Source organism: Streptomyces sp. NPDC005722 (genome assembly GCF_040630935.1).
In the GTDB taxonomy this organism is placed as follows: Bacteria; Actinomycetota; Actinomycetes; order Streptomycetales; family Streptomycetaceae; genus Actinacidiphila.
This window is the reverse complement of the sequence record NZ_JBEXYN010000038.1, coordinates 28,528-54,448: the sequence shown is the minus strand read 5'-3', so window position 1 is coordinate 54,448 and position 25,921 is coordinate 28,528. Positions and strand designations below refer to the sequence as shown.

Here is a 25,921-nt window from a genome sequence, read left to right as displayed (position 1 = left end):
GACGTCGGTCACTGGTCCGCGCCCTCCTCGTCCTCGTCGGAGTCCTCGCCCGCGGCGGCCGCGGAGCCGGTGGGCTCGTAGACCAGCGCGGCGCGGTTGTCGGGCCGCAGGGTGGCCGCGGCGACGGCGCGCACCTCGTCGGCGGTGATGTCCAGGATGCGCCTGACGGCCGTCAGGGCCAGCTGCGGGTCGCCGAACAGCACGGCGTAGCGGCACAGTTCGTCGGCGCGGCCGCCGACGGTGGCGAGCCGGTCCAGCCACTCGCGCTCGAGCTGGGCCTGGGCCCGCTCCATCTCCTCGGGGGTCGGGCCCTCTTCGGCGAAGCGGGCCAGTTCCTCGTCGACGGCCGCCTCGACGGCGGGCACCTCGACGCCGCTGGACGTCTTCACGTCGAGCCAGCCGAGCGACGGCGCCCCGGCCAGCCTCAGCAGCCCGAACCCGGCCGCGACGGCGCTGCGGTCCCGGCGTACCAGGCGGTTGTGCAGCCGCGAGGACTCACCGCCGCCGAGGACGGTCAGCGCCAGGTCCGCGGCGTCGGCCTCGCGGGTGCCGTCGTGCGGCAGCCGGTAGGCGGCCATCAGCGCGCGCGAGGGGACGTCCTCCTCGACGACCTCGCGGAGCTGCCCGCCCATCACCCCCGGGAGTGAACCGTCCCGGGGCGCCGGCTTGCCGTCGTGGGACGGGATGGTGCCGAAGTACTTCTCGATCCAGGCCAGCGTCTGCTCCGGGTCGATGTCGCCGACGACCGAGAGGACGGCGTTGTTCGGCGCGTAGTACGTCCGGAAGAAGGCGCGCGCGTCCTCCAGGGAGGCGGCGTCCAGGTCCGCCATCGAACCGATGGGGGTGTGGTGGTACGGGTGGCCGTCCGGGTACGCCATCGCCGTCAGCCGCTCGAAGGCGGTTCCGTACGGGACGTTGTCGTAGCGCTGACGGCGCTCGTTCTTGACCACGTCGCGCTGGTTGTCCAGGCTCTCCAGGTCCAGCGCGGACAGCAGGCTGCCCATGCGGTCGGCCTCCAGCCAGAGCGCGAGCTCCAACTGGTGGGCCGGCATGGTCTCGAAGTAGTTGGTGCGCTCGAAGCTGGTGGTGCCGTTGAGGGAGCCGCCGGCGGACTGGACCAGTTCGAAGTGGCCGTTGCCCTTGACGTTCGCCGAACCCTGGAACATCAAGTGCTCGAAGAGGTGGGCGAGTCCGGTACGGCCCTTCACCTCGTGGCGGGAACCGACGTCGTACCAGAGGCAGACCGCGGCGACCGGGGTGAGGTGGTCCTCGGAGAGCACGACGCGCAGGCCGTTGGCCAGGCGGTGCTCGGTCGCGGTGAGGCCGCCGGATTCTGCCTCCGGCGTGGCCGTGTGACCCATGGGCAAGCTGTCCTTCCGGTCGCGTACTCGTTGTTTTGTGCTGAGACCTGCCACTCTAGGCAGCGGACAAACGGCCCGCGAAGTTCCCGTCACCGCCAGGTATGAGGCGGGGGGTGGTCCGGGCTGTCGGTGGGGCGGTCCACAATGGTCCGCGACAGTCCCGTGTCCTTATCCGATGAGGTCCAGCCGAAGGAGCAGCGCCCTGATGGCCCGCCGCACCACGAAGACCCCGCCGCCGGACGATTTCGAGGAGCGCATCCTCGACATCGACGTCGTCGACGAGATGCAGGGGTCCTTCCTCGAGTACGCCTACTCGGTCATCTACTCGCGCGCCCTCCCGGACGCCCGCGACGGGCTCAAGCCGGTACACCGGCGGATCGTCTACCAGATGAACGAGATGGGGCTGCGCCCTGAGCGCGGCTTCGTGAAGTGCGCCCGCGTCGTCGGCGAGGTGATGGGCAAGCTCCACCCGCACGGCGACTCCTCGATCTACGACGCGCTGGTGCGCATGGCCCAGCCGTTCTCGATGCGCGTGCCGCTGGTCGACGGCCACGGCAACTTCGGCTCGCTCGGCAACGACGACCCGCCGGCCGCGATGCGGTACACGGAGTGCCGCACGACCCCCACCGCGATGCTGATGGTCGAGTCGATCGACGAGGACACCGTCGACTTCACGCCGAACTACGACGGCCAGGAGCAGGAGCCGGTGGCCCTGCCCGCGGCCTACCCGAACCTGCTGGTCAACGGCGCTTCGGGCATCGCGGTCGGCATGGCGACCAACATGCCGCCGCACAACCTGGGCGAGGTGATCGCGGCCGCCCGCCACCTGATCCGCCACCCGAACGCGGACCTCGAGACGCTGATGCGCCACGTCCCCGGCCCGGACCTGCCGACCGGCGGCCGGATCGTGGGCCTGGACGGCATCCGGGACGCGTACGAGACCGGCCGCGGCACGTTCAAGATCCGCGCCACGGTGTCCGTGGAGGACGTGACGGCCCGCCGCAAGGGCCTGGTGGTGACCGAGCTGCCGTTCGCGGTCGGCCCGGAGAAGGTCATCTCCAAGATCAAGGACCTGGTCGGCTCCAAGAAGCTGCAGGGCGTCGCGGACGTCAAGGACCTCACCGACCGCGAGCACGGACTGCGGTTGGTCATCGAGATCAAGAACGGCTTCCACCCCGAGGCCGTCCTGGAGCAGCTCTACAAGCTGACCCCCATGGAGGAGTCCTTCGGCATCAACAACGTGGCGCTGGTCGACGGCCAGCCGCTCACGCTGGGCCTGAAGGAGCTGCTGGAGGTCTACCTCGACCACCGCTTCGAGGTCGTCCGGCGGCGCAGCGAGTTCCGCCGCGGCAAGCGCCGCGACCGCCTCCACCTGGTGGAGGGCCTGCTCGTCGCCCTGGTCGACATCGACGAGGTCATCTCGATCATCCGCTCCAGCGACAACGCCGCCCAGGCCAAGGAGCGCCTGATCGAGCGCTTCGCGCTGTCGGACATCCAGACCCAGTACATCCTCGACACCCCGCTGCGCCGGCTGACCCGCTTCGACCGGATGGAACTGGAGTCCGAGCGGGACAGGCTCACCGCGGAGATCGAGGAGCTGACCGCGATCCTGGAGTCCGACGCCGAGCTGCGCAAGCTGGTCGGCGCGGAGCTGGCGGCGGTCGCCAAGAAGTACGCCACCGAACGCCGCACCCTGCTGATGGAGCCGGGCGCCGCCCCCGTCGCGGCCGTGCCGCTGGAGGTCGCCGACGACCCGTGCCGCGTGCTGCTCTCCTCCACCGGGCTGCTGGCCCGTACGGCGAACGGGGAGGCCCTGGCGCCGCTCGACGGCAAGCGGGTCAAGCACGACGTGATCGTCTCGGCGATCCCGACGACGGCACGGGCCGACATCGGCGTGGTCACCTCCACAGGGCGCCTGCTGCGGATCGCCGTGATCGACCTGCCGATCCTGCCGGAGCCCTCCGGCGCGCCGAACCTGGCGGGCGGGGCGCCGCTCGCGGAGTTCCTGTCGCTGGAGGCGGACGAGCAGGTGGTCTGCCTGACCACGCTCGACGAGTCCTCCCCCGGCCTCGCGCTCGGTACCGAGCAGGGCGTGGTCAAGCGCGTCGTGCCGGACTACCCGGCCAACAAGGACGACCTGGAGGTCATCGCGCTCCGGGAGGGCGACCGCATCGTCGGCGGCGTCGAGCTGCGCACCGGCGAGGAGGACCTGGTCTTCATCACCGACGACGCCCAGCTGCTGCGCTACCCCGCGGGCCAGGTGCGGCCGCAGGGCCGCCCGGCCGGAGGCATGGCCGGCATCAAGCTGACGGACGGCGCCAAGGTGATCTCCTTCACCGCGGTCGACCCCTCGGCCGACGCCGTGGTGTTCACCCTCGCCGGGACCCGCGAGGCACTCGCCGGGGCCGAGGAGGGCACGGCCAAGCTCACGCCGTTCGACCAGTACCCGCGCAAGGGACGGGCGACCGGCGGTGTGCGCTGCCAGCGCTTCCTGAAGGGCGAGGACATGCTGCTGCTCGCCTGGGCCGGTGGCACCCCCGCCCGGGCCGCCACCTCAACGGGCGCGCCGGCCGACCTCCCGCCGAAGGACCCGCGCCGGGACGGCTCCGGCGTGGCCCTCACCAAGCGCGTCTCGGTGGTCGCCGGACCGGTCTGACCGGCCGGCCCGAAGCGGTGAGGGGCGCGGCACCCGGTGCGGGTGCCGCGCCCCTCGGCGTACGCGGTGTCAGGACGCGTACGCCGCTGTCCCGCCGGATCAGGCCGGTTCGTCCAGGCGCAGCCACACGCAGGTGTCCCGGGGCAGCCGGCCGTCGTCGGCGAGCGGTCCGCTGGCCAGCAGGACCTGCCGGTGCGCGGGGAGCCCGACGGCGTCCGCGGACAGGTTGAGCACACAGGCGAAGCCGCCCTCGCGGCGGAAGGCGAGCACGTCGCCGGGACCGTCGAGCCATGCCATCGGGCCCTCGCCGAGGCCGGGTTCGGCGCGGCGCAGCCGCAGCGCCGTCCGGTACAGGCTCAGCATCGAGCCGGCGTCCGTCTCCTGCGCCTCCGCGGTGTAGCGCGCCCAGTCCGCCGGCTGCGGCAGCCAGGGCCGGTCGCCCCCGAAGCCGTACGGCGGCGCGTCGCCCGACCAGGGCAGCGGCACCCGGCAGCCGTCACGGCCCGGGTCGGTGCCGCCGGAGCGGAAGTACATCGGGTCCTGCAGCAGTTCCGCCGGGATGTCCTCGACCTCGGGCAGTCCCAGTTCCTCGCCCTGGTAGAGGTAGACCGACCCGGGCAGGGCCAGGGTGAGCAGGGCGGCGGCGCGGGCACGACGGGTGCCCAGCTCCAGGTCCGTGGGGATGCCGTGGGCCTTGGTGGCGAAGGCGAAGCCGGTGTCGCGTCGTCCGTACCGGGTGACGGTACGCGTGACGTCGTGGTTGGCCAGCACCCAGGTCGCCGGCGCCCCGACCGGGGCGTGCGCGGCGAGCGTCCCGTCGATGGAGGCACGCAGCCGCTCCGGTTCCCAGGGGCAGGCCAGGAAGTCGAAGTTGAAGGCGGTGTGCAGCTCGTCGGGCCGCAGGTAGCGGGCGAAGCGCTCGGTGTCCGGCAGCCACACCTCGCCGATCAGCACCCCGTCGTAGGAGTCGGCGACGGCGCGCCACGAGCGGTAGATGTCGTGCAGCTCGTCGCGGTCGATGTAGGGGTGCGGGTCGGTGCCCTCCACGAAGTCGGGCAGGTCCGGGTCCTTGGCGACCATGGCGGCCGAGTCGATGCGCACGCCGGCCACGCCGCGGTCGAACCAGAAGCGCAGGACGTCCTCGTGCTCCCGCTGCACCGCGGGGTGGGCCCAGTTGAGGTCCGGCTGCTCCGGGGCGAACAGGTGCAGGTACCAGTCGCCGTCCGGGAGCCGGGTCCAGGCGGAGCCGCCGAACTGCGAACGCCAGCCGTTGGGCGGCAGTTCACCGTCCTCGCCGCGGCCGGTGCGGAAGTGGAACAGCTTGCGCTCGGCGCTGCCCGGCCCGGCCTCGAGGGCCGCCCGGAACCAGACGTGCCGGTCGGAGACGTGGTTGGGGACGATGTCGACGATGGTGCGGATGCCGAGGGCGCGCGCCTCGGAGATCAGCTTCTCGGCGTCGGCCAGGGTGCCGAACGCCGGGTCGATGGCGCGGTAGTCGGCGACGTCGTAGCCGCCGTCGGCCATCGGCGAGGGGTACCAGGGGCTGAACCAGAGCGCGTCCACGCCCAGCGCGGCCAGGTACGGCAGTCTGGACCGCACCCCGGCGAGGTCGCCGGTGCCGTCCGCGTCTCCGTCGGCGAAGCTGCGTGCGTACACCTGGTAGATGGCGGCGCCGCGCCACCACGCGTCGGTGGCCTCGGCCGGGTGGGTGTCTGCCACGTGACTGGTCCTTTCGGGCAGCTGGGACCGCGCCGCCCGCCCCGTGGCGGGCGGCGTGGTACTGGACGGGTGCGGCCGGAGGCCGCCGGGGCCGGGTCTCAGCCCTTGAGGCCGCCGGCGGTGAGGCCGCTCATGATGTTGCGCTGGAAGATCAGGAAGATCAGCAGGGTGGGCACCGAGGCCATCGCGATGGCCGCGAGCAGCCAGTTCTCCGGCACCCCGCTGGCGAGCGAGTAGATGCCGACGTTGAGCGTCTGCTTCGTCGGGTCGGGCAGGGTGAGCATCGGCCAGAGGAAGTCCTTCCAGACCCCGACGACCGCGAAGATGGAGACCACTCCGAGGATCGGGCGGGAGATCGGCAGGACGATCGACCACAGGGTGCGCAGCGGGGAGGCTCCGTCGATGGCGGAGGCGTCCAGCAGTTCCTGCGGGACCGAGTCGAAGAACCGCTTCAGCAGGAAGATGTTGAAGGCGTTGGTGACCGACGGCAGCCAGATCACCCAGGGCGAGTTGAGCAGGTTGCGCTCGAAGATCGGCACGTCGTACACCGTCAGGTACTGCGGTACGACCAGGACGGTGGCCGGGATCATCAGCGTGGCGAGCATCATCCCCAGGATCACGTTGCCGAGCACCGGGCGGAGCTTGGACAGCGAGTAGGCGGCCGCCACGTCGAACAGGAGCTGGAAGGCGAGCGCCCCGAAGGCGTACCAGAGGGTGTTGAGCAGCAGGTGGGAAAGGTCCATCACGTCCCACGCGCTCTTGTAGTTCTCGGGGTGGATCGCGTGCGGGAAGGCGGTGGGCGGGATCTGCGCGAACTCCTCGGTGGACTTCAGGCCGTTGGAGGCCATCCAGTACAGCGGGCCGAGGAAGACGAGCGTGAAGGCGACCAGGACCAGGACGAGGACGGTCCGGTAGACGATCTTGCCGCGGCGGCTCGCCAGCTGCGTCGGCGATATCAGCGTTCGGGTGCTGCTGCTCATCGGTGTGTCCCGTCCTACTCGTCCGCGGCGCGGCTGAGCCGCACGTAGCCGGCGGAGAAGATCGCCAGCAGTACGAGCAGCACCAGGCCGAGCGCCGCGGCACCGCCGTAGTTGTTGAAGCTGAAGGCGTACTGGTAGATCAGGTAGACGACGGTGGTCGTGGACCCCTCCGGGCCCGAGCCGCCGGTCAGCAGGAAGGGCTCGGTGAAGACCTGCATCGTGGCGATGATCTGCATCAGCAGCATCAGCGACAGGATGAGCCGGGTCTGCGGGATCGTCACGTGCCAGATCTTGCGCAGCAGTCCGGCGCCGTCGAGTTCGGCGGCCTCGTACAGCTCGCCGGGGATGCCCTGGAGGGCGGCCAGGTAGATCAGGGTGGCGCCGCCCATGTTCATCCAGGTGGAGGCGATGACCACCGAGAGCATGGCGGTGTCGGTGGACTGCAGCCACTGCTGGGCGGGCAGGTGCAGCGTCTCCAGGATGCGGTTGAACAGGCCGTACTCGGGGTTGTAGAAGTTCTTGAAGAGCAGCACCGAGGCCACCGGCGGCAGCATGACCGGCAGGTACACCAGCAGCCGCAGATAACCCCGTGTGTGCCGCAACTCGTTGAGCAGCAGTGCCACGAAGAAGGGCACCGCGAAGCCGAGCAGCAGGGCCAGGCCGGTGAAGAGCAGGGTGTTGCGCCAGGCCTGCCAGAACGCGGGGTCGTGGAAGACGTAGTTCAGGTTGGACCAGCCGACCCAGGTGGTCTGCCCGCCCTCGGTCTTCTGGAAGGCCAGCAGGAACTCCCGCACCATCGGGTACCACGAGAAGAACGCGAAGCACAGCACGGCGCCGATCAGGAACGCGTGCGCGGTGAGGTTGCGGCGCAGGGCGCGGCCGGCCCGCCCCGGACGTCGGCCGTCCGGGGCGGGGCGGCGCACCGTACGGCGCGACCGGCTCTTCGCGGGAGTGCTGGCGGGCAGGGTGGGGGCGCTGGGGGCCGACATCGTCGCTCCTGGGTGCCGGGGGCCGAGGGGTCCTGGGCTACTGGTTGGCGAGGACCTGGTTGACCTGGGTCTCCGCGGTGGACAGCAGCTTGGCGGCGTCCGCGTTCTTGTTCGTCAGGACGCCGGACATCACGTTGTCCAGGACCTTGTAGATCTCCTGCGCCTTCGGCGGCTCGGCCTTGCCGGGGACCGGGTTGTCCATGAAGGCGCGGAAGTTCTCGACCGGCATGGTGGCGCTGGCGGCCTTCAGCTGGTCGTCCTTCGTCTTGCTGGCGCCGGTGAAGAAGGCCGGCTGCGGCAGGCCGACGGGGAGGCCGTCCGTCTTGCTGCGGGCGTAGTCGAACTGGCCCTTGCCGGGGGTGAGGGTCTTGAAGTTCAACCAGGCGATGGCGGCCTTGATCTTGTCGGGCGAGCTGCCCTTCTTGATCATGTAGTCGTTGCCGCCGAAGAGGGTGGCCTTGCCGCCGGGGATCGGGCCCATGCCGAAGTTGGCGTAGTCGGCGCCGAGCTGCTGGACCATGTACGTGATGTCGTCGGGCGCGGCCAGGAACATGCCGAGCTTGTCGGTGGCCATCTGCTTCTGCAGGTCGCCCCACTTCAGCAGCTGGGTCTGGCCCATGCTGTTGTCGGTCCAGCGCATGTCGTGCAGGTTCTGCACGATCTCCTTGCCGAGGTCGGTGTTGAAGGCCGCCTTGGTGCCGTCGGCGGACACGACGTCGCCGCCCAGGCCGTACATCGTCGCGGTGTAGTGCCAGCCGCCGGTGTTCTGCGCGCTGTACTCGCCGTAGCCCGACACGCCCTTGCCGACGCCCGCGATGGCCTTCGCCGCGGTGCGCACCTCGTCCCAGGTGGCCGGGGGCTTGTTGGGGTCGAGGCCGGCCTGGTCGAAGAGCTTGCGGTTGATCAGCAGGCCCATGCGGTAGTTGCTGGTGGGCAGGCCGTAGAGCTTGCCGTCCTTCTTCAGCACGTCGAGCACGTTGGAGTCGATGTCCGCGAGCGCCGGGACGGTCTTGTCGGTGACGTACGCGCTGATGTCGGCGGCGCCGTCGTTGTCGAGCACCTGCTGCAGGTCGGTGAAGTACGTGTAGAACACGTCCGGCTGGGACTTGGCCTTCAGCGCGGCCGTGAAGCGCGCCGGCTCCTCGCACTGACCGGGCGTCGACTTACCGTCGATCGTCACGTTCGGGTACTGCTTGTTGAAGGTGGCGACGTCCTCCTTCCACTCCTTGAGCTCCGCCTTCTTCGCGGCCGGCGGCATGCAGTCGATGGTCAGCGTGACCTTGGCCTTGGGGTCCAGCGGGGCGGTGGGGTCGGACGAACCGCCGCCCGCGTTGTTGTCGTTGTCCGCGCTGCTGCTGGTACCGCAGGCGGTCAGGGCGGCCAGGGCCAGCGCGGAGACGAGCGTGGCCGCGGTGGCACGGCGGGCGGGGCGGAACCAGGAGCTTCTCATCGGTGGTCCCCTTCGGGCATGAGCGTGGAAGACCCCCGACCACACGCAGCGGGGGCGTCGCACACTCAAGCACCACAAACAGATGACCGCAATATCTCGCGCAGATTTCGCAAAACATTGACCGCCTTGCGCAGCTCGGCAACGAAGCCGCGAACGCCGGGGACGGAGCGCGAAGCCCGAGGCCGCAAACGCGGACCGGGCGGTTCCGACGTCGTCGGAACCGCCCGGTCCGGTGGGCGTGCGGCCGTCAGCCGCGCACGGGCCCCGTCGTCCCGCGGACGACCAGCTCCGGCTCGTACAGCAGCTCGTCGGAGGCCACCTGCTTGCCCGCGATCTTCAGCGCGAGCAGCTCGACGGCGGTGCGGCCCATCGCCTCGATGGGCTGGCGCACCGTGGTCAGCGGCGGGTCGGTGCAGGTCATGAACGCGGAGTCGTCGTAGCCGACCACGGACACGTCACCGGGCACGGACAACCCCAGCCGGCGCGCCGCCCGCACGGCGCCCAGAGCCATCGGGTCGTTGGCGCAGATGATCCCGGTGACCCCGCGCTCCCAGAGCTTGGCGGCCGCGGCCTGGCCGCCCTCCAGCGTGAACATCGCCCGCCCGACGTGCTCGTCGGGCAGCGACCCGCCGCCCGCCGCCGCCGCGGCCCGCGCCGCGGTCAGCTTGCGCCGCGACGGCATGTGGTCGGTGGGTCCGAGCAGCAGGCCGATCCGCTCGTGGCCGAGCGAGGACAGGTGCCGCCAGGCCTGCTCCACGGCGACCGCGTCGTCGCACGACACCCTGGGGAAGCCCAGGTCCTCGATGGCGGCGTTGATCAGCACCACCGGCAGGTTCCGCTCCGCCAGCAGGCGGTAGTGGTCGTGCGGCGCGTCCGCCTGCGCGTACAGGCCACCGGCGAAGACCACGCCGGAGACGTGCTGCTGGAGCAGGAGCGAGACGTAGTCCGCCTCCGACACCCCGCCCGCGGTCTGGGTGCACAGCACCGGGGTCAGGCCCTGCTGGGCGAGGGCCGCGCCCACGATGTCGGCGAAGGCCGGGAAGATCGGGTTCTGCAGCTCCGGCAGCACCAGCCCGACCAGCCGGGCACGGTTCCCCCGCAGCTGCGTCGGCCGCTCGTACCCCAGCACGTCGAGCGCCGTGAGCACCGCCTGCCGGGTGCCCTCCGACACCCCCGGCTTCCCGTTCAGCACACGGCTGACGGTGGCCTCACTGACCCCGACCTTCTTCGCTACTTCGGCAAGCCGTCGCGTCATGCGCGCAAGCATACGACATGACATGCAAGTGGTTTGCGTTCTTGCGCAAGTCCATCGGGACCCGGGGGACACCGCCACGCCGCCGGGACACCCGGGACACAAGCGCCGCCTCGTCCCCAACCTGCCCCAATACAGCGACCGCCGGTCCTGAATGGCAGGATTCACGACCCTTCCCGGTGCCGACAGGAGGGGCTGGAGAGCCGGGGGGTGATGCGGAAGGTTAGGCTTACCTTCATGAGCACCTGCACCTCCGCGTCCAGCTCGCTGTCGGAGCCCGTCGCCGCGACGGCCGCCATCGCGCAGACCTGGCTGCTGCTCGAGCAGCCCGGGCCCTGGGGCCCCAAGGCGCTGACCGGGAGCCATCTGGATCCGCGGGTGGGCAGGGCGCTGGAGCGGGCCGCGGCCGGGACCGGGGTGCGGGTCGGGCTGATCCGGCGGCCCGGGCGGCACGCGGACCGGCACGACCTGCGGCGGCGCACGGCGTACGTGGCGCACACCGTGCCGGGCGGCACATGGGTGCGGGAGGCCGTCGTGGAGGACCCGGGCACGCTGCTGGGCCTGGACTTCGGGGCACTGGGCCGCGGCGACCACCGCGGCTTCGGGATGCCGTACGAGGGCGACCCGCTCGCCCTCGTCTGCACCAACGGCAAGCGGGACCGCTGCTGCGCCCTCAAGGGCCGGCCCCTCGCCGCGGAGCTGGCCGCCTCGGGGCTCGGCGAGGTGTGGGAGGTGACCCACCTGGGCGGGCACCGGTTCTCGCCGACGATGCTGGTGCTGCCGTACGGCTACGCCTACGGCCGGGTCGACGCCGAGCTGGCCCGGCAGGTGCTGACGGCCGCCCGCGAGGGCGACATGGTGCTGGAGGGCTGCCGCGGGCGTTCCGCCTGGGAGCGGCCGGGCCAGGCCGCCGAACTGGCCGTGCGGCGCCTGACCGGCGAACTGCGCGCCGAGGCGCTGACCGCGGAGGGTGAGCACGGCACCCGCGTGCGGCACCTCGACGGCCGGGCCTGGGACGTCGAGGTGACGCCGGTCGCGGCGGAGCCGCCCCGGCCCGAGAGCTGCGGGGCGGCCCTGGGGGCGCCGCTGCGGATGGAGATCAGCGGCATTCAGCCGGCGCTCTTGACGAACTCCGTCGTGTAGGTCTTGCTCAGGTCCACCTTGGTGTTCTGCAGGTTGGGGTTGAATGCCTTGAGGACCCGCTCCACCGTCTCCGGTCCGCCCTCGGGCATCACGCCGTCCTTGGTGAACATCGGCAGCGTGCTATCGATCGCCTTGACGTAGAGGTCCTGCCCGCCGCCCTGCGCGTAGTCGGCGGGCATCTTCGCGGCGATCTCCGCGGCGCTGTGCGTGGACATCCAGCGCAGCGTCTTCACGAAGGCGTTGGCGAGCTTCTGCACCGTCTCCTTGTGCCCGTCGACCCACTCCGTCTGCATGTACAGGCTGGAGGAGGGGTAGAGCCCGCCGAGCGCCTGCCGGGAGCCCTCCGGCGTGCGCATGTCGATGAGCACCTTGCCGAGCCCCTTGTCCAGGATCGTGGCCACGGTCGGGTCCGTGGTCATGCCGCCCTGGATCGAGCCCTGTTCCATCGCGGAGATGAAGGTCTGGCCGGCACCGACCGCGACCGGGGTGAACTCGCTGGTCTTCACCCCGCTGCTGACGGCGAGGTACTTGGTGAGGAAGTCCGTGGACGAGCCGATGCCGGTGACGCCCAGCTTCCTGCCCTTGAAGTCCGCGGCGCCCTTCAGCTCGCCGGCCGCCGCGTTGGAGACGATCTCCACCTCGCCGGGCGCCTGCGAGAACTGCACCACGGACTCCACCTGCTTGCCCTTCACCTGGAGGTCGAGCGTGTGGTCGTAGAAGCCGACGGTGCCCTGCACGTCGCCGGAGACGAGCGCGGTCTCGGCCTGCACGCCGGCCGGTTCGGTGAGCAGTTCGACGTCCAGGCCCTCGGCCTCGAAGTAGCCGAGCCGCTCGGTGAGCATCGCGGGCAGGTAGATGACCTTGTCCAGGCCGCCCACCATGATCTTGACCTTGTCGCCACCGCCCCCGGAGCCGGAGGCGGTGGAGTCGCCGCCGCAGGCGGTGAGCGCGGTCAGGGCGAGGGCGGAGGCGGCGAGGGCGGCCGCGGCCTTGAGAGGCGTGCGCATCTGGTTCACGTCCTTGTGGAGGGGGTGGGCGGGAGGCGGTGGCGGGGTCAGCGGGCGGAGTCGGCCTCGGCCGGCTTCCAGCGGAAGAGCCGCTTCTCCAGGAAGGTCAGCAGGCCCTCGGCGAGCAGCGCGACGACCGCGAGGATGGCCATCGCGGCGTACACGCCGGCGGAGTTGAAGGTGCCCTGCGAGGCGGCGACCAGCAGGCCGAGGCCCTTGGTGGCGCCGATGTACTCGCCGACGATCGCGCCGATGAGGGCGAAGCCGAAGCTCACGTGGAGGCTGGTGAAGATCCACGAGGTGGCCGAGGGGACGACGACCTGGAGGGTGACCTGGCGGTCGCGGGCGCCCAGGATGCGGGAGTTGGCGACCAGGTTGCGGTCGACCTCGCGGGCGCCCTGGAAGGCGTTGAAGAAGACCGGGAAGAAGACCAGGACGACCGCCGAGGCCACCTTGGAGGCGGGGCCGAGTCCGAACCAGATCAGGAAGATCGGGGCCAGCACGATGCGCGGCAGCGCGTTGAGCACCTTGATGTACGGCCCGAGCACGTCGGCGAGGAAGCGGACCCGCCCGAGGGCGATGCCGAGCACCACGCCCGCGACGACGCCGATGGTCCAGCCGAGCAGGGCCTCGTACAGCGTGTACCAGATCTGCTCCCACAACGAGCCCTGCGCGGTGCCGTCCACGGCCCAGGTGCGGATCTGCTCCCAGATCCGGGAGGGCATCGAGAAGTGGAAGGGGTCGACGGCCCCGGCCCTGGCCAGCCACTCCCACAGCCCGAGGACGGCGACCAGGAGCAGCACGCGGCTGCCCTGGACGAGGTAGCCGCGGTTGCGGGCGGCACGGGCGCGCGAGCGGGCACGGTCGCCGCCCGCGGGGTCCTTGACGGACGCGGCCGAGGGGGCCGCCACGGTCTCAGGCGACATCGGCCGCACCCCTCTCGCGGGTGATGCGGACCTCTTCGCCGAGCGAGGCCCAGATCTCCCGGTAGATCTCGATGAACCGCGGCTCCAGCCGCACGGACTCGACCCGGCGCGGGCGCGGCAGGTCGATCTCGAAGACCTCCTTGACCGTGGCCGGCCCGGCGGTCATGACGACGACCTTGTCGGCGAGCGCGATGGACTCCTCCAGGTCGTGGGTGACGAAGACGACCGAGGCGCCCGTGCCGGACCACAGCTCCAGCAGCTCGTCCGACATCAGCGCGCGGGTCTGCACGTCGAGCGCGGAGAAGGGCTCGTCCATGAGCAGGATCTCGGGGTCGTTGACGAAGGTCGCGGCGAGCGCGACGCGCTTGCGCTGGCCGCCCGACAGCTGGTGCGGGTAGCGGTCCTCGAAGGCGGACAGGCCGACGCGGGCGAGCCACTCGCGGGCCCGCTCCCTGGCCTCGGCCTTGGGCACGCCGCGGAAGCGCGGGCCGGCCATGACGTTGGACAGCACGGTCCGCCAGGGGAAGACGGCGTCCTGCTGGAAGACGAAGCCGACCTTGCCGCCGATGCCGCGCACCGGCTCACCGGCGACCAGCACCACGCCCTCGGTGGGCTCCTCCAGGCCGCTGACCAGGGTCAGCGTCGTGGACTTGCCGCAGCCCGTAGGGCCCACGACGGCCACGAACTCCCCACGCCCGATGGTCAGGTCGAGGTCGCGGACGGCGGTGTGGAGGGCCCCGGACGGGGTCCGGAACGCCTTGCTCGCACCCCGCAGTTCGATGGCGGGGCTGGTGTGTGTGCTCATGCGCCGGGACGGTAGGTGCGGTCCGGGTCACGGCGGCACCCTTGCGGTCACAACTCCGCCTTGTGCCCACAACCCGCTGTTCTGCTCGTTTTGCTCGCGCTCCGGCAACGAAAGGGCCACAGGGGCTGGGCAGCGGGTGCCGGCCGCGTCTACGTTGCGTTCACAGCCGGGCGAACGGACGAGCGGGTTCCGCAAGGGCGCGGAACACCGGGGAGGACAGGGGTGACGTACATGCGCATCCGCTGGCCCCGCCGTGTCTTCGCGCAGGTGCTGCTCGTCCAGGTGGTCCTCACCACCGGCGTGATCACCCTGGCCACCGGGCTGTTCCTGGCGCCGCTCAGCTCGCAGCTGGACCAGCAGGCGATGCGGCAGGCGCTGTCGATCGCGCAGACCACCGCCGCGACCCCGGGGCTCGCCCGCGACCTGCTCGGCACCCGGCCCGGCGTCACCGGGCCCGTGCAGGAGGAGGCCGAGCGGATCCGCCGTGCCACCGGCGCCCTGTACATCGTCGTCATGGACACCCGGGGCGTGCGCTGGTCGCACACGGACGTCACCCAGATCGGCCGGCACGTCTCCACCGACCCCAGCGTGGCCCTTGCGGGGCGGGAGATCATGCAGATCGACCGGGGCACCCTCGGCCGCTCCGCGCGCGCCAAGGTGCCGCTGCGCGACGACGGCGGGCGCATTGTGGGCGCGGTGTCGGTCGGCATCGCGTACGACAGCGTGCGCGAACGGCTCCTGGCGACGGTCCCGGTGCTGCTGCTGTACGCGGGCGCCGCGCTCGGCGTCGGGGTGCTGGCGGCGCTGCTGGTGTCGCGGCGGCTGCAGCGCCGGACGCACGGGCTGGCCTTCGCCGACATCTCCGCGCTGCTCGACGAGCGCGAGGCGATGCTGCACGGCATCCGGGAGGGCGTCATCGCCCTGGACGCCCACGGCAGGGTGCGGCTGCTCAACGACGAGGCGCAGCGGCTACTGGGCCTCGGCCCGGACGCCGAGGGGAGGGCGCTGGACGCGGTGCTGCCACCCGGACGGACGACCGACGTGCTGGCCGGCCGGGTCGCGGGCACCGACCTGCTCACCGTCAGCGGGGCGCGGGTGCTCGTCGCCAACCGGATGCCGACCGGGGACGGCGGCGCGGTGGCCACCCTGCGCGACCGCACCGAACTGGAACGGCTGGGCCGCGAACTGGACAGCACGCACGGCCTGCTGGACGCGCTGCGCGCCCAGGACCACGAGCACGCCAATCGGCTGCACACCCTGCTCGGGCTGCTCGAACTCGGCTTGTACGACGCGGCGGTGGACTTCGTCGGCGAGGTCGCCGACGCCCAGCGGGTCTCCGCGGAACAGGTCGCCGAACGGGTCAGGGACCCGCTGGTGTCCGCCCTGCTCGTCGGCAAGTCGGCGATCGCCGCGGAGCGGGGCGCGGCCCTGTCGGTCTCCCCCGGCACCCTGCTGCCCGACCGGGTCGTGGACCCCCGCGACCTGGTCACCGTGCTCGGCAACCTCCTCGACAACGCCCTGGACGCGGCCCGTTCGCTCGTCGAGGTGGAACTGCGCGCGGAGGGGACGACGGTCGTGCTGCGGGTGTCCGACGACGGTCCCGGGGTGCCGCCCGAGGCGCGCGAGCGGATCTTCGCCGAGGGCTGGACGACGAAGCGGTCCCCGGCGCACCGCGGCCGCGGGCTCGGCCTCGCGCTCGTACGGCGGCTCGCCGAACGCTACGGCGGCATGGCCCGGGTCACCGCCCGCGCGGGCGGCGGCGCGGTCTTCACCGTCGTCCTGCCGGAGGCGCTGGCGGGGACGGAACTCACCACGGCGGCGTCCCCCGCACCCACTGCACCCGGGGCATCCGCCGAGTCCGCCGCGTCCCTGGGGGGAGCCCGGTGATCGACGTCATGGTCGTGGACGACGACTTCCGCGTCGCCGAGATCAACGCGGCGTACGTCGCCAAGGTCCCCGGTTTCCGGGTGACCGCCCGCGCCCACACCGCGGCCCACGCGCTGGCGACGCTGGAGCGCACGCACGTCGACCTCGTCCTGCTGGACCACTACCTCCCGGACGAGACCGGCCTCACCCTGGTGCGGCGCATGCGGCAGTTCGGCCACAGCGCGGACGTCATCATGGTGACGGCCGCCCGTGACGTGGCGACCGTGCAGGCGGCGATGCGCTCCGGCGCGCTGCAGTACCTGGTCAAGCCGTTCAGCTTCGCCGGGCTGCGGGGCAAGCTGGACGCCTACGCGGCGCTGCGCCGCACGCTCGACGGCGTCGGGGGCCGCGGCGAGGCAGGCCAGGAACAGGTGGACCGCATCTTCGGCGCGCTGCGCACCACCGGTGCGGCCCCGGCGGAGCTGCCCAAGGGCCACTCGGCGCCCACCGCCGACCTGGTGCGCACGGTGCTCACCGAGGCGGCGCGCCCGCTCTCCGCCCACGAGGTCGCCGAACGCGCCGGCATCAGCCGCTCCACCGCGCAGCGCTACCTCAAGTTCCTCGAGCGCGAGGGCCGGATCAGCCTCACCCTCAAGTACGGCGACACCGGCCGCCCCGAGCACCGCTACGCGTGGGCGCGGACCGGCTGAGCCCGTTCACCGCTCACCGGCGTGCGAGTCCACGGCCCGGCGCCCGCGCCGCAGCGCACACCACGGGCGCGACACGGTCGGGCCGCAGCCCCCGCGTGGCGGCGATGACGGAGACCACCGCGGCCGGCACCTGCGGCGTCCCCTACGCGGGGAGGCGGCCGCCGACTTGGAGATGGTCCGCATGGAGCGGCGGCCGATGCGGCACCCGCCGGCCCAGTTCGAAGAGGGCGAGGCCGAACCGGTAGCCGTCCGGCCCCGCGCTCGGCGAGGCCGAACCGGTAGCCGTCCGGCCCCGCGCTCGGCGAGGCCGACGGCGGCCGGTTCGGCGAGCAGCCGGTGCACCGTGGACTCGGGCAGGCCGGTGCGGGCGGCGAGTTCGCCGAGCGGGATACCGTCCTCGCCCGCGGCGAAGGCGCCGAGCAGCGCGGCCCCGCGGGCCGGCGCCGAAGGCTCTCGGGCCCGCTCGCGTCGCCGGCGTTCACGCGTGCCCCCGCAAGGGGACCTCGACCAGCAGCGGGCCGTCGAGCCCGCGCACCGCCGCCACGGTCTCCGCCAGTTCCTCCGTACCGGCCACGCGCACCGCGGGGATGCCGAAGAAGCGTGCCGCGAGGCGCCAGTCGAGCTCGCCGAGGTCGAGGCCGGGGTGGGGGACGGCGGGGCTGCCGCCCCGTGTGTCGAGGGTGTCCTTCAGGGTGCGGTACTGGCCGTTGGCCATCACGACGAACAGCACCGGCACCCGGTGGTGTGCCGCGCTCCACAGCCCCTGCAGCCCGAACATGGCGCAGCCGTCCCCCAGCACGGCCACCACGGGGCGTCCCGGCGCGCCGAGCCGGTGGCCGACGGCCGCGCCGATGCCCCAGCCGAGGCCTCCGCCGACGGTGTGGACGAAGCCGCCCGGCCGGTCCCGGTGCAGCACACCGCGCAGGTGCACCCCGACGGTGATCGACTCCTCGACGAGCACCGCCTCCTCCGGCAGCGCGCCGGCCAGGGCGTGCGCTGCGGCGAGCGGGTCGACCGGTGAGCCGCCCCGCGCCGACCGGGCGCGCCGCGCGAGCCGTTCCCGTGCCTCCGAGTGCCGTGCGCCCGCCTCCCGTGTCCGCTCGCGTGCGGTCTCCTCGGGGACCAGCCGGGCCACGTGGCCGGCGAGCGCGGCGAGCGAGGACTCCAACGGACCCGTGAGGCCGAGGCTCACGGGGAAGTTGCGGCCCGGCTCGGCGGGGTCGGCGTCGATCTGGACGACCGTCAGATGATCCGGGACGGGCGGGCCGGGACTGTAGTGGTGCGGGGTGAAAGCGCGGCAGCCGGCGATGAGCAGTGCGTCGTGGCCCTTCAGCCGCTCGTGGATGCGGGCGTTGACGGGCGGCAGCGGCCCGGCGTACAGCGGGTGGGAGCCGGGGAAGTCCAGGTGGTCGTTCATCGGCTGGTGGTACGTGACGGCTCCGAGCGCCTCGGCGACCCGGACCAGCGCCGCCACAGCGCCGTCCCTGCCGACCCCGTCACCGGCGACGACCGCGGGTCGTTCGGCGGCGGCGAGCAGGGCCGCCGCCCGGTCGAGTCCCCCGGCCGGCCCGGGCGGCGCGAGCAGTGAGCGCGCCGGGACCTCCACGGGCGAGGTGTCCTCCAGCACGTCCATGGGCACGGAGACGAACACCGGCCCCTGCGGCGGCTGCCGGGCCAGCGCGAAGGCGCGCCGCAGCACCAGCGGCAGGTCCTCGGGCCGGTGCACCTCCTCCGCCCGTTTGGCCGCTCCGGAGGCGAGGGCGACCAGGTCCCCGGCGAGCATGGGGTCCTGGAGCAGGTGACGCCGGTCCTGCTGGCCGGCCATGACGACCAGCGGGGTACGGGAACGCCGGGCGTTGAGCATCCCGATCAGGCCGTTGGCCGTGCCCGCGGCGATGTGCAGGCTGGCGAAGGCGGGACGCCGGGTGGCACGGGCGTACCCGTCGGCCATCGCGACGACCGAGCCCTCCTGGACGCCGAGCACGTACCCGGGCACCGGCCCCGGCCCGGACAGCGCCTCCAGGAAGGGCAGTTCGGTGGTGCCCGGGTTGCCGAAGACCCGGTCCACCCCTTCGTCGGCGAGGATCTCCAGCAGGGCCTTGAGCGCGGTCGTCATGGCGGGGACGCCTCTCGTACGGTCATGCCGCCGTCGACCACGACGGTGGCTCCGGTGGTGAAGCTCGCGTCGTCGCCCGCGAGGTGGAGCACGGTGCGGGCGAACTCCTCGGGTGCCGCGTGCCGGCCCAGGGGGTCATCGCGTCGAACGCCCCGGCCGCATGTTCGGAAGGCTGCCCGGTGGCGGCGGTCTCGATGCGCCGCACGAACGGGTGTCGGTGGAGCCCGGGTGGAGGGTGTCGACGCGGATGCCGCGCAGCGGCGCACTCGCGTGCCGCGCCGCGCATCAGCCCGACCTGGGCGTGCTGGGCGGCCGCGTACACGGCGCAGTGGGCTGCGATCGCGCTGAGTTCGTACCCCTGGCCGATCGTCGGGTCCCCGGGGATGAAGAACGCCACGGCCAGGACGGCCGCCAGACCCACGTACGTGGCGGTGATCGCGTTGCCCGCCCCGAGCAGCGCCGACAGCACCAGGACCGCGGCGGCCGCCGCCCACGGGGACCAGCCATCTCGGGTGCAGACCGCACCGACGGTCACGCCCGGCGCGTGGACCCCGCCGACCGACAGGTCGACCTCGCGCATGACGAGGGCGGAGGAACCGTGCCGGCCGCCATCAGGCCCACGCGGCAAGCGTGGTGGGCGGTCCAGGTCAGGTTCGACCGTGGGTCAGGAAGTCGGGCTCGGCTAGGGCCCACGACGGGCACCGGCAGGACCAGGACCGCTGCCACGACTGTCTCGTCGCGCAGCAGCCGACGCACACGGCTCGACGGCATGCCGCACAGCGTGGAGGTGCCGTCGGCCCACGGCGCGGGACGTTCCGCCCGGCGGAACGGGTGTCACACCGCCCCGGCCCCGGTGAGCGAACGGACCTCGACCTCGGCGAACTTGTCCTCGTCGGCGCGCTCGCGCGACAGGACCGTGCCCAGCCAGCCCGCCGCGAAGCCCAGCGGGATGGACACCAGGCCCGGGTTCTCCAGCGGGAAGTACTGGAAGTCCACGCCCGGGAAGAGCGACTGCGGGCTGCCCGACACCACCGGGGACAGCACCACCAGTGCGACCGCCGGGACCAGCCCGCCGTAGATCGCCCACACCGTGCCGCGGGTCGTGAACCTCCGCCAGAACAGCGTGAACAGCAGGGCGGGCAGGTTGGCGGACGCCGCCACCGCGAAGGCGAGCCCGACGAGGAAGGCCACGTTCTGGCCCTGTGCGAACAGGCTCAGCGCGATGGCCACACCGCCGATGCCGACCGCGGCCACCCGGGCCACCCGGACGTCATGGTTCTCCCGGCGCTTGCGACCCCGCTCGGTGCTCCGGCGGCGCAGCGTCGCATGGAGGTCGTGCGCGACCGAGGCGGAGGAGGCGAGGGTGATCCCGGCGACGACGGCCAGGATCGTGGCGAAGGCGACCGCCCCGACGACCGCGAACAGCACCGTTCCACCCGTCGAGCCCGCTCCCCCGCCCAGGTCGAGGGCGAGCAGCGGCACCGCCGTGTTCCCGGCGGCGTTGGAGGCGCTCACGGTGTGGGAGCCGACCAGCGCCGCGGCGCCGAAGCCCAGCACGATCGTCATCAGGTAGAAGCCGCCGATGAGGCCGATCGCCCAGACCACCGACCGCCGCGCCGACCGTGCCGTGGGCACGGTGTAGAAGCGCGACAGGATGTGTGGCAGCCCGGCGGTGCCCAGGACGAGGGCGAGACCGAGACTGATGAAGTCGAGCCGGTCCGTCCAGCTCTGCCCGTACAGCAGGCCGGGGCCGAGGAACTCCCGCCCGTGGCCGCTGCCGTCGGCGGCCGAACGCAGCAGTGCCCCCAGGTCGCCGTGGAAGCGCAGGAGCACGAGGACGGTGAGGGTGACCGTGCCGCCCATGAGGAGCACGGTCTTGACGATCTGGATCCAGGTCGTGGCACGCATGCCGCCGAAGGCCACGTAGAAGACCATGAGCGCGCCGACGCCGATGACGGTCCAGGTGCGGGCGGCCGATCCCTGACCGCCGAGCAGCAGGGAGACCAGGCTTCCGGCGCCGACCATCTGCGCGACGAGGTAGAGCACGGAGACGATGACCGAGGAGGTGCCCGCCGCGATCCGGACCGGGCGCCGGCGCATGCGGGCGGTCAGGACGTCGGCGAGGGTGTAGCGGCCGCAGTTGCGGACCAGCTCGGCGACGAGCAACAGCACCAGCAGCCAGGCGACGAGGAAGCCGACGGAGTAGAGCATGCCGTCGTAGCCGAAGAGCGCGATGAGCCCGGAGATGCCGAGGAAGGAGGCGGCGGACATGTAGTCGCCCGCGATGGCGAATCCGTTCTCCAGGGGGGAGAAAAGACGGCCACCGGCGAAGAACTCCACGGACGAGCTGCGCCGCCGGCCCGCCCAGGCGGTGATCGCGAGGGTGACGGAGACGAAGACCGTGAAGAGGACCAGCGCCAGGCCCTGGTGGTTGCCGGTCACCGCATCCGCTCCTGGGTGTCCCAGCGCAGGTCGAGGGCGGCCCGGTCCCGGCGCAGCCGGGCGTGCCGGGCGTAGGCCCAGGTCAGGAGGAAGGTCGTGGCGAACTGGGCGAGGCCGAGGGCCATGGCCACGTTGAGCTCGCCGACCAGTGGCCGGGCCATCAGCCGCGGTGCGGCCGTCGCCAGGACGACGTAGAGCAGGTACCAGGTGAGGAAGGCGGCGGCCGCCGGGAAGGCGAACCGCCGGTACCGGGAACGCACCTCCTGGAAGGGGCCGCTGGCCTGCACCTCCCGGTAGACCTCGGCGTGGTCGTCGGCCGGGCGGGCCTGCGACGGGAGGGAGACGGCCGTGGGTTCGGGGCCCTCCCACTCCCCCGCGGCCAGGACGTCGTACCAGGGGTCGTCCACCCGCAGCCCTCCGGTTTCCGCCCGGTCGTGCTCTTTCACGAACTCTCCTCGCTTCACGGGCCGATCGGCCGTGCGCCCAAGCATGGGCATTGCGGGAAGACCCGGGAGCCTCCAAGCAGAAACCTTCACCTCATCGGGTGACGGTGCCCCACTCCTGGGGGTGGGGAGGCGCCGGAGCCCTCCACGGGCGGGTGACCGTGGAGGGCTCCGGCGACGGGGCCCGGCGCGTCAGGCATCGATCCGTGAACGGTCGAGCGTGGCGGCGGAGTTGGCGATGAACTCGCGGCGCGGCGCGACCTCGTTGCCCATCAGCAGGTCGAAGGCGAGCTCCGCGCCCTCCAGGTCGCTGATGTTGATCCGGCGCAGGGTGCGGTGGCGCGGGTCCATCGTGGTCTCGGCCAGCTGGTCGGCGTCCATCTCACCGAGGCCCTTGTAGCGCTGGATGGACTCCTTGTAGCGGACGCCCTTGCGCTCGAACTCCAGCAGCGTCTCGCGCAGCTCCCGGTCGGAGTACGTGTAGACGTACTTGTCCTGGCCCTTGCGCGGGTTGCTGAGCTCGACCCGGTGCAGCGGCGGCACGGCCGCGAAGACCCGGCCCGCCTCGACCATGGGCCGCATGTAGCGCTGGAAGAGCGTCAGCAGCAGACAGCGGATGTGGCTGCCGTCGACGTCGGCGTCCGTCATCATGATGATCTTGCCGTAGCGGGCCTGGTCGATGTCGAAGGTGCGGCCCGAACCCGCTCCTATGACCTGGATGATGGCGCCGCACTCGGCGTTCTTCAGCATGTCCGAGACCGAGGACTTCTGGACGTTGAGGATCTTGCCCCGGATCGGGAGCAGCGCCTGGAACTCCGAGTTGCGCGCGAGCTTGGCCGTACCCAGCGCCGAGTCGCCCTCGACGATGAAGAGCTCGCTGCGGTCGACGTCGTCGCTGCGGCAGTCGGCCAGCTTCGCCGGCAGCGACGAGGACTCCAGCGCGGTCTTGCGGCGCTGGGCCTCCTTGTGCTGCCGGGCGGCGATCCGGGTGCGGGCCGCGGCGACGGCCTTCTCCAGGACGGCGCGGGCCTGCTGCTTGTCGTCCCGCTTGGTGGAGGTCAGGAAGGCCTTGAGCTCGCGCGACACCACGTTGGCCACGATGCGGTTGGCCGCGGAGGTGCCCAGCACCTCCTTGGTCTGGCCCTCGAACTGCGGCTCGGCGAGCCGGACGGTGACGATCGCCGTCAGGCCCTCCAGGGCGTCGTCCTTGGCGATGTCGTCCTCGGCGACGCGCAGCAGCTTGGTGGCGCGCAGCACCTCGTTGAACGTCCTGGTGACGGCGCCCTCGAAGCCGCGCACGTGGGTGCCGCCCTTGGGGGTGGCGATGATGTTCACGAAGGAGCGCAGCGTGCTGTCGTAGCCGGTGCCCCAGCGCAGCGCGACGTCGACCCCGAGCTCCCGGGTGACCTCGGTGGGGGTCATGTGGCCGCGGTCGTCGAGGACCGGGACGGTCTCCTTGAAGGTGCCGCTGCCGGTCAGCCGCAGTACGTCGCAGATCGGCTTGTCCGGCGTGAGGTACTCGGCGAACTCGCTGATGCCGCCGTCGAAGTGGAAGGTGTCCTCGACCGGCTTCCCGTCCTCCGAGCCGTTGTCGGGGCGCTCGTCGCGGACGACGATCGTGAGCCCGGGGACGAGGAACGCGGTCTGACGGGCCCGCTGGTGGAGCGTCTCCAGGGAGAGCTTGGCGTCCTTGAGGAAGATCTGACGGTCCGCCCAGTAGCGCACGCGCGTACCGGTGCGGGCCCGCGGCACCTTCTTGACCTTGTCCAGCCCGTTGCCCGGCTCGAAGGGCGCGTCGGGACCGGCCTTGGCGAAGCCGCCGGGGACGCCGCGGCGGAAGCTGATCGCGTGCGTGTGGCCGCCCCGGTCGACCTCGACGTCCAGCCGGGCGGAGAGCGCGTTGACGACGGAGGCGCCGACGCCGTGCAGACCGCCGGAGGCCGCGTAGGAACCGCCGCCGAACTTGCCGCCGGCGTGCAGCTTGGTCATGACGACCTCGACGCCGGACAGGCCGGTCTTGGGCTCGACGTCCACGGGGATGCCGCGGCCGTTGTCCCGCACCTCGACCGAGGCGTCGCCGTGGAGGACGACCTCGATGTGGTCGCAGTGCCCGCCGAGGGCCTCGTCCACCGAGTTGTCGATGATCTCCCAGAGGCAGTGCATGAGACCGCGGCTGTCGGTGGAACCGATGTACATGCCGGGACGCTTGCGGACCGCTTCGAGGCCCTCGAGTACGAGCAGGTGTCGCGCGGTGTAGTTGGAGCCGTCACGATCTGCACCGGTCAGCAACGCGGTGGACGGCACGGATGTTTCGGCGGTCACGCGAACGTCTCCTCATGAAGTTCTTCAGCCGTATCGGTGAGAGGGTACCGAGGTCGCGCGCGGCCGTTTCGCCGCGACCCGGTCTGGGCACCATGCTAGCCCGTTTTCGAAGGCATGTTCGATCCCTCGTTTGAGTGATACACATGTCACGTTCCCCTGGAGGCATGAACCATTTAGGCTCGGGGCACGTCCTCCTCAACAACCGGCCGCAGGGCCGGGGGGACATAACCGAACAATCTGACCAGATCTGCCAGAACGACCCGAAGCCGACAGATAAGACGCCAGAGGATCATTCGCCGCCAATCGGTAGCATCCGGCCGCTACAACAACGGTTTCCAAGGAAAAGACCTGAGCGGGAACAGTTTCGGCCTGGTTGGATGTTGACCCTGGTACGACAGCTCGTCGAGCTAGAGAAGAGGCGACGTGACTACTGTTCTGACCCCCGCGAGCCCGCTGACTGCGGCGGACCGCTGCGACCGTTGCGGCGCCCAGGCCTACCTGCGCGTTGTACTCATCAGTGGCGGCGAGCTGCTCTTCTGCGCGCACCACGGGCGTAAGTTCGAGCCCGAATTGAAGAAGATCGCTGCGGAAATACAGGACGAGACCGGTCGGCTCACCGCCACCCCGACCGTCGCGGCCGATGACGAACGCTGACGCGTAGCACTGCGACGAGCTCACGACGGGCGGCCCCCCGCGAGGGAGGCCGCCCGTCGGCTTGTCCGCCGCACGTCACGAAGAGTGCAGGCCGACCAGTCCCGCCAGCGTGGAGACCCGGGTGTACACACCGGGATGCCCCGCCTGGGCGCATCCGGCGCCCCAGGACACGAGCCCTATCAGCCGCCCCTCCGCCACCAGCGGACCGCCGCTGTCCCCCTGGCACGAATCGTGCCCGCCGGCCAGGTCGCCGGCGCAGACCATGTCGCTCCTCCGGTACTTGCCTTCCGCACTGCCCGGATAGGCCTGCTCACAGACCGAGTCGGCGAGCACCGAGACGTTCGCGGCCATCAGGACGTTCGAGTAGGCCCCCAGGCCCGCCGTGTCCCCCCAGCCGAAGACCTGCGCCGGCGTGCCCGCTTCGTAGGAGTTCGCGTCCCCCGGTGTCGCCATGCGTATCGCGCTCCCCGCGGGGAACGGCTCCGCGGTCGTGACGACCGCCACGTCACCGCTGTTCGTCGTGGGGTCGTACGCGGGGTTGACCCAGACCTTGCGGACCGCCACCTCCCTGCCGGCCGAGCCGGCGAGGTCCGTCCGCCCGGCGATGATGCGCAGGTCGGGCACCTGGTTCCAGTCCCCGCCCAGCGCGGTCGGGCTGAAGCAGTGCGCCGCGCTGACCACGGTGTTCGGCCCGACGAGCGCGCCGCCGCAGAACTGCCCCGAGCGGCCCGCTCCGTAGCGGGAGCGGCTCGACAGGACCACCGCCCACGGGTACTGCTCCGTGGTGACCGGCGTGCCGCCTATGACACCGTTGTCGGCGCCCGGGGCGCCGGGTGCGTACCCCACCGCGGCCGCGGCCGCCGTGGCGGAGGCGGGTAGCGACAGCGCGAGCGCGGACCCGGCTATGAGCCCGCCGACCAGCGTGCGGATCGAGGAACGCATGCATTCTCCTCACCGTCCGGATTCCCCTGAGCACCCACAGTGACCTGGTGGGGCCGGGGCCGCATCCGGAGAACTGTCCGGAAAGGCCGACGGGCCCGCCCCCCCCCCGGCGGACGCGCCCCCCGGGCGGCCGCCAAA

General features: G+C 72.0%; 20 protein-coding genes and 1 pseudogene. 5 read left to right on the top strand and 16 right to left on the bottom strand.

The features are described 5' to 3' along the window. Window positions 1-8: 8 nt before the first annotated feature. Window positions 9-1,361, bottom strand: coding sequence for a M16 family metallopeptidase (locus tag ABZ479_RS31745; RefSeq protein WP_500464780.1), 1,353 nt, complete (start codon window positions 1,359-1,361; stop codon window positions 9-11). A gap of 205 nt (window positions 1,362-1,566) precedes the next feature. On the opposite strand from ABZ479_RS31745, the gene ABZ479_RS31740 reads away from it, so the two are divergent. Beyond that, window positions 1,567-4,017 carry a DNA gyrase/topoisomerase IV subunit A gene (locus tag ABZ479_RS31740; RefSeq protein WP_500464803.1) on the top strand — a complete coding sequence of 817 codons (2,451 nt, stop codon included), beginning with the start codon at window positions 1,567-1,569 and terminating at the stop codon, window positions 4,015-4,017. 99 nt (window positions 4,018-4,116) lie between these two features. On the opposite strand, the gene ABZ479_RS31735 is transcribed toward ABZ479_RS31740, so the two are convergent. From ABZ479_RS31735 to ABZ479_RS31715, 5 genes are all read right to left on the bottom strand, one after another. Then, window positions 4,117-5,736, bottom strand: coding sequence for a glycoside hydrolase family 13 protein (locus tag ABZ479_RS31735; protein WP_500464779.1), 1,620 nt, complete (start codon window positions 5,734-5,736; stop codon window positions 4,117-4,119). A gap of 98 nt (window positions 5,737-5,834) precedes the next feature. Continuing rightward, a complete protein-coding gene (locus ABZ479_RS31730; protein ID WP_500464778.1) occupies window positions 5,835-6,716 on the bottom strand; it encodes a carbohydrate ABC transporter permease in 882 nt (293 codons plus the stop codon). A gap of 14 nt (window positions 6,717-6,730) precedes the next feature. Beyond that, window positions 6,731-7,705, bottom strand: coding sequence for a carbohydrate ABC transporter permease (locus ABZ479_RS31725; protein ID WP_500464777.1), 975 nt, complete (start codon window positions 7,703-7,705; stop codon window positions 6,731-6,733). A 37-nt stretch (window positions 7,706-7,742) separates the two neighbouring features. Next, on the bottom strand, window positions 7,743-9,155 hold the full coding sequence (locus ABZ479_RS31720; protein WP_500464776.1) for an extracellular solute-binding protein: 1,413 nt from the start codon (window positions 9,153-9,155) through the stop codon (window positions 7,743-7,745). Between the two features lie 247 nt (window positions 9,156-9,402). Then, window positions 9,403-10,410 carry a LacI family DNA-binding transcriptional regulator gene (locus ABZ479_RS31715; protein WP_354796787.1) on the bottom strand — a complete coding sequence of 336 codons (1,008 nt, stop codon included), beginning with the start codon at window positions 10,408-10,410 and terminating at the stop codon, window positions 9,403-9,405. A gap of 234 nt (window positions 10,411-10,644) precedes the next feature. Between ABZ479_RS31715 and ABZ479_RS31710 the strand changes: the two genes are divergently transcribed. Continuing rightward, window positions 10,645-11,550 (top strand): ferredoxin family protein, encoded by a 906-nt coding sequence (locus ABZ479_RS31710; RefSeq protein ID WP_500464775.1) that lies wholly within the window; start codon window positions 10,645-10,647, stop codon window positions 11,548-11,550. Here ABZ479_RS31710 and ABZ479_RS31705 read toward each other — a convergent pair. From ABZ479_RS31705 to ABZ479_RS31695, 3 genes are read right to left on the bottom strand one after another with little or no spacing between them, the layout of a single operon-like run. Next, window positions 11,517-12,557, bottom strand: a complete 1,041-nt coding sequence (locus tag ABZ479_RS31705; RefSeq protein WP_500464774.1) for an ABC transporter substrate-binding protein — start codon at window positions 12,555-12,557, stop codon at window positions 11,517-11,519. The genes ABZ479_RS31710 and ABZ479_RS31705 overlap by 34 nt on opposite strands. Before the next feature lie 47 nt (window positions 12,558-12,604). Further along, entirely contained in the window at window positions 12,605-13,483 is an 879-nt protein-coding gene (locus ABZ479_RS31700; protein WP_500464773.1) for an ABC transporter permease, read from the bottom strand. After that, window positions 13,473-14,288 (bottom strand): ABC transporter ATP-binding protein, encoded by an 816-nt coding sequence (locus tag ABZ479_RS31695; RefSeq protein ID WP_500464772.1) that lies wholly within the window; start codon window positions 14,286-14,288, stop codon window positions 13,473-13,475. Before ABZ479_RS31695 ends, ABZ479_RS31700 begins: the two co-directional genes overlap by 11 nt. Before the next feature lie 231 nt (window positions 14,289-14,519). On the opposite strand from ABZ479_RS31695, the gene ABZ479_RS31690 reads away from it, so the two are divergent. Together ABZ479_RS31690 and ABZ479_RS31685 are read left to right on the top strand one after the other, a co-directional pair. Beyond that, window positions 14,520-16,175, top strand: coding sequence for an ATP-binding protein (locus ABZ479_RS31690; RefSeq protein WP_500464802.1), 1,656 nt, complete (start codon window positions 14,520-14,522; stop codon window positions 16,173-16,175). Beyond that, entirely contained in the window at window positions 16,172-16,864 is a 693-nt protein-coding gene (locus ABZ479_RS31685; protein ID WP_499601854.1) for a response regulator, read from the top strand. The genes ABZ479_RS31690 and ABZ479_RS31685 overlap by 4 nt, the downstream gene beginning before the upstream one ends. A 6-nt stretch (window positions 16,865-16,870) precedes the next feature. Here ABZ479_RS31685 and ABZ479_RS31680 read toward each other — a convergent pair. From ABZ479_RS31680 to ABZ479_RS31655, 6 genes and pseudogenes are all read right to left on the bottom strand, one after another. Beyond that, window positions 16,871-17,290 (bottom strand): annotated as a pseudogene (locus tag ABZ479_RS31680) (helix-turn-helix domain-containing protein); the annotation flags it as partial. A gap of 52 nt (window positions 17,291-17,342) precedes the next feature. After that, window positions 17,343-18,980, bottom strand: a complete 1,638-nt coding sequence (locus ABZ479_RS31675) for a thiamine pyrophosphate-binding protein (RefSeq protein ID WP_500464771.1) — start codon at window positions 18,978-18,980, stop codon at window positions 17,343-17,345. Beyond that, a complete protein-coding gene (locus tag ABZ479_RS31670) occupies window positions 18,977-19,246 on the bottom strand; it encodes an SDR family oxidoreductase (RefSeq protein ID WP_500464770.1) in 270 nt (89 codons plus the stop codon). The genes ABZ479_RS31675 and ABZ479_RS31670 overlap by 4 nt, the downstream gene beginning before the upstream one ends. Window positions 19,247-19,814: 568 nt before the next feature. Beyond that, window positions 19,815-21,422, bottom strand: a complete 1,608-nt coding sequence (locus ABZ479_RS31665; protein WP_499601860.1) for a monocarboxylic acid transporter — start codon at window positions 21,420-21,422, stop codon at window positions 19,815-19,817. Beyond that, complete coding sequence (locus tag ABZ479_RS31660; RefSeq protein WP_500464769.1) at window positions 21,419-21,868, bottom strand: DUF485 domain-containing protein; 450 nt, start codon at window positions 21,866-21,868, stop codon at window positions 21,419-21,421. The genes ABZ479_RS31665 and ABZ479_RS31660 overlap by 4 nt, the downstream gene beginning before the upstream one ends. Before the next feature lie 189 nt (window positions 21,869-22,057). Further along, a complete protein-coding gene (locus ABZ479_RS31655) occupies window positions 22,058-24,187 on the bottom strand; it encodes a DNA gyrase/topoisomerase IV subunit B (protein WP_500464768.1) in 2,130 nt (709 codons plus the stop codon). A 423-nt stretch (window positions 24,188-24,610) separates the two neighbouring features. Here ABZ479_RS31655 and ABZ479_RS31650 point away from each other — a divergent pair, with 423 nt between their 5' ends. After that, window positions 24,611-24,841 carry a DUF7455 domain-containing protein gene (locus tag ABZ479_RS31650; RefSeq protein ID WP_354796799.1) on the top strand — a complete coding sequence of 77 codons (231 nt, stop codon included), beginning with the start codon at window positions 24,611-24,613 and terminating at the stop codon, window positions 24,839-24,841. Between the two features lie 75 nt (window positions 24,842-24,916). On the opposite strand, the gene ABZ479_RS31645 is transcribed toward ABZ479_RS31650, so the two are convergent. Next, window positions 24,917-25,783 carry a S1 family peptidase gene (locus ABZ479_RS31645; protein ID WP_500464767.1) on the bottom strand — a complete coding sequence of 289 codons (867 nt, stop codon included), beginning with the start codon at window positions 25,781-25,783 and terminating at the stop codon, window positions 24,917-24,919. Window positions 25,784-25,921 lie beyond the last annotated feature (138 nt).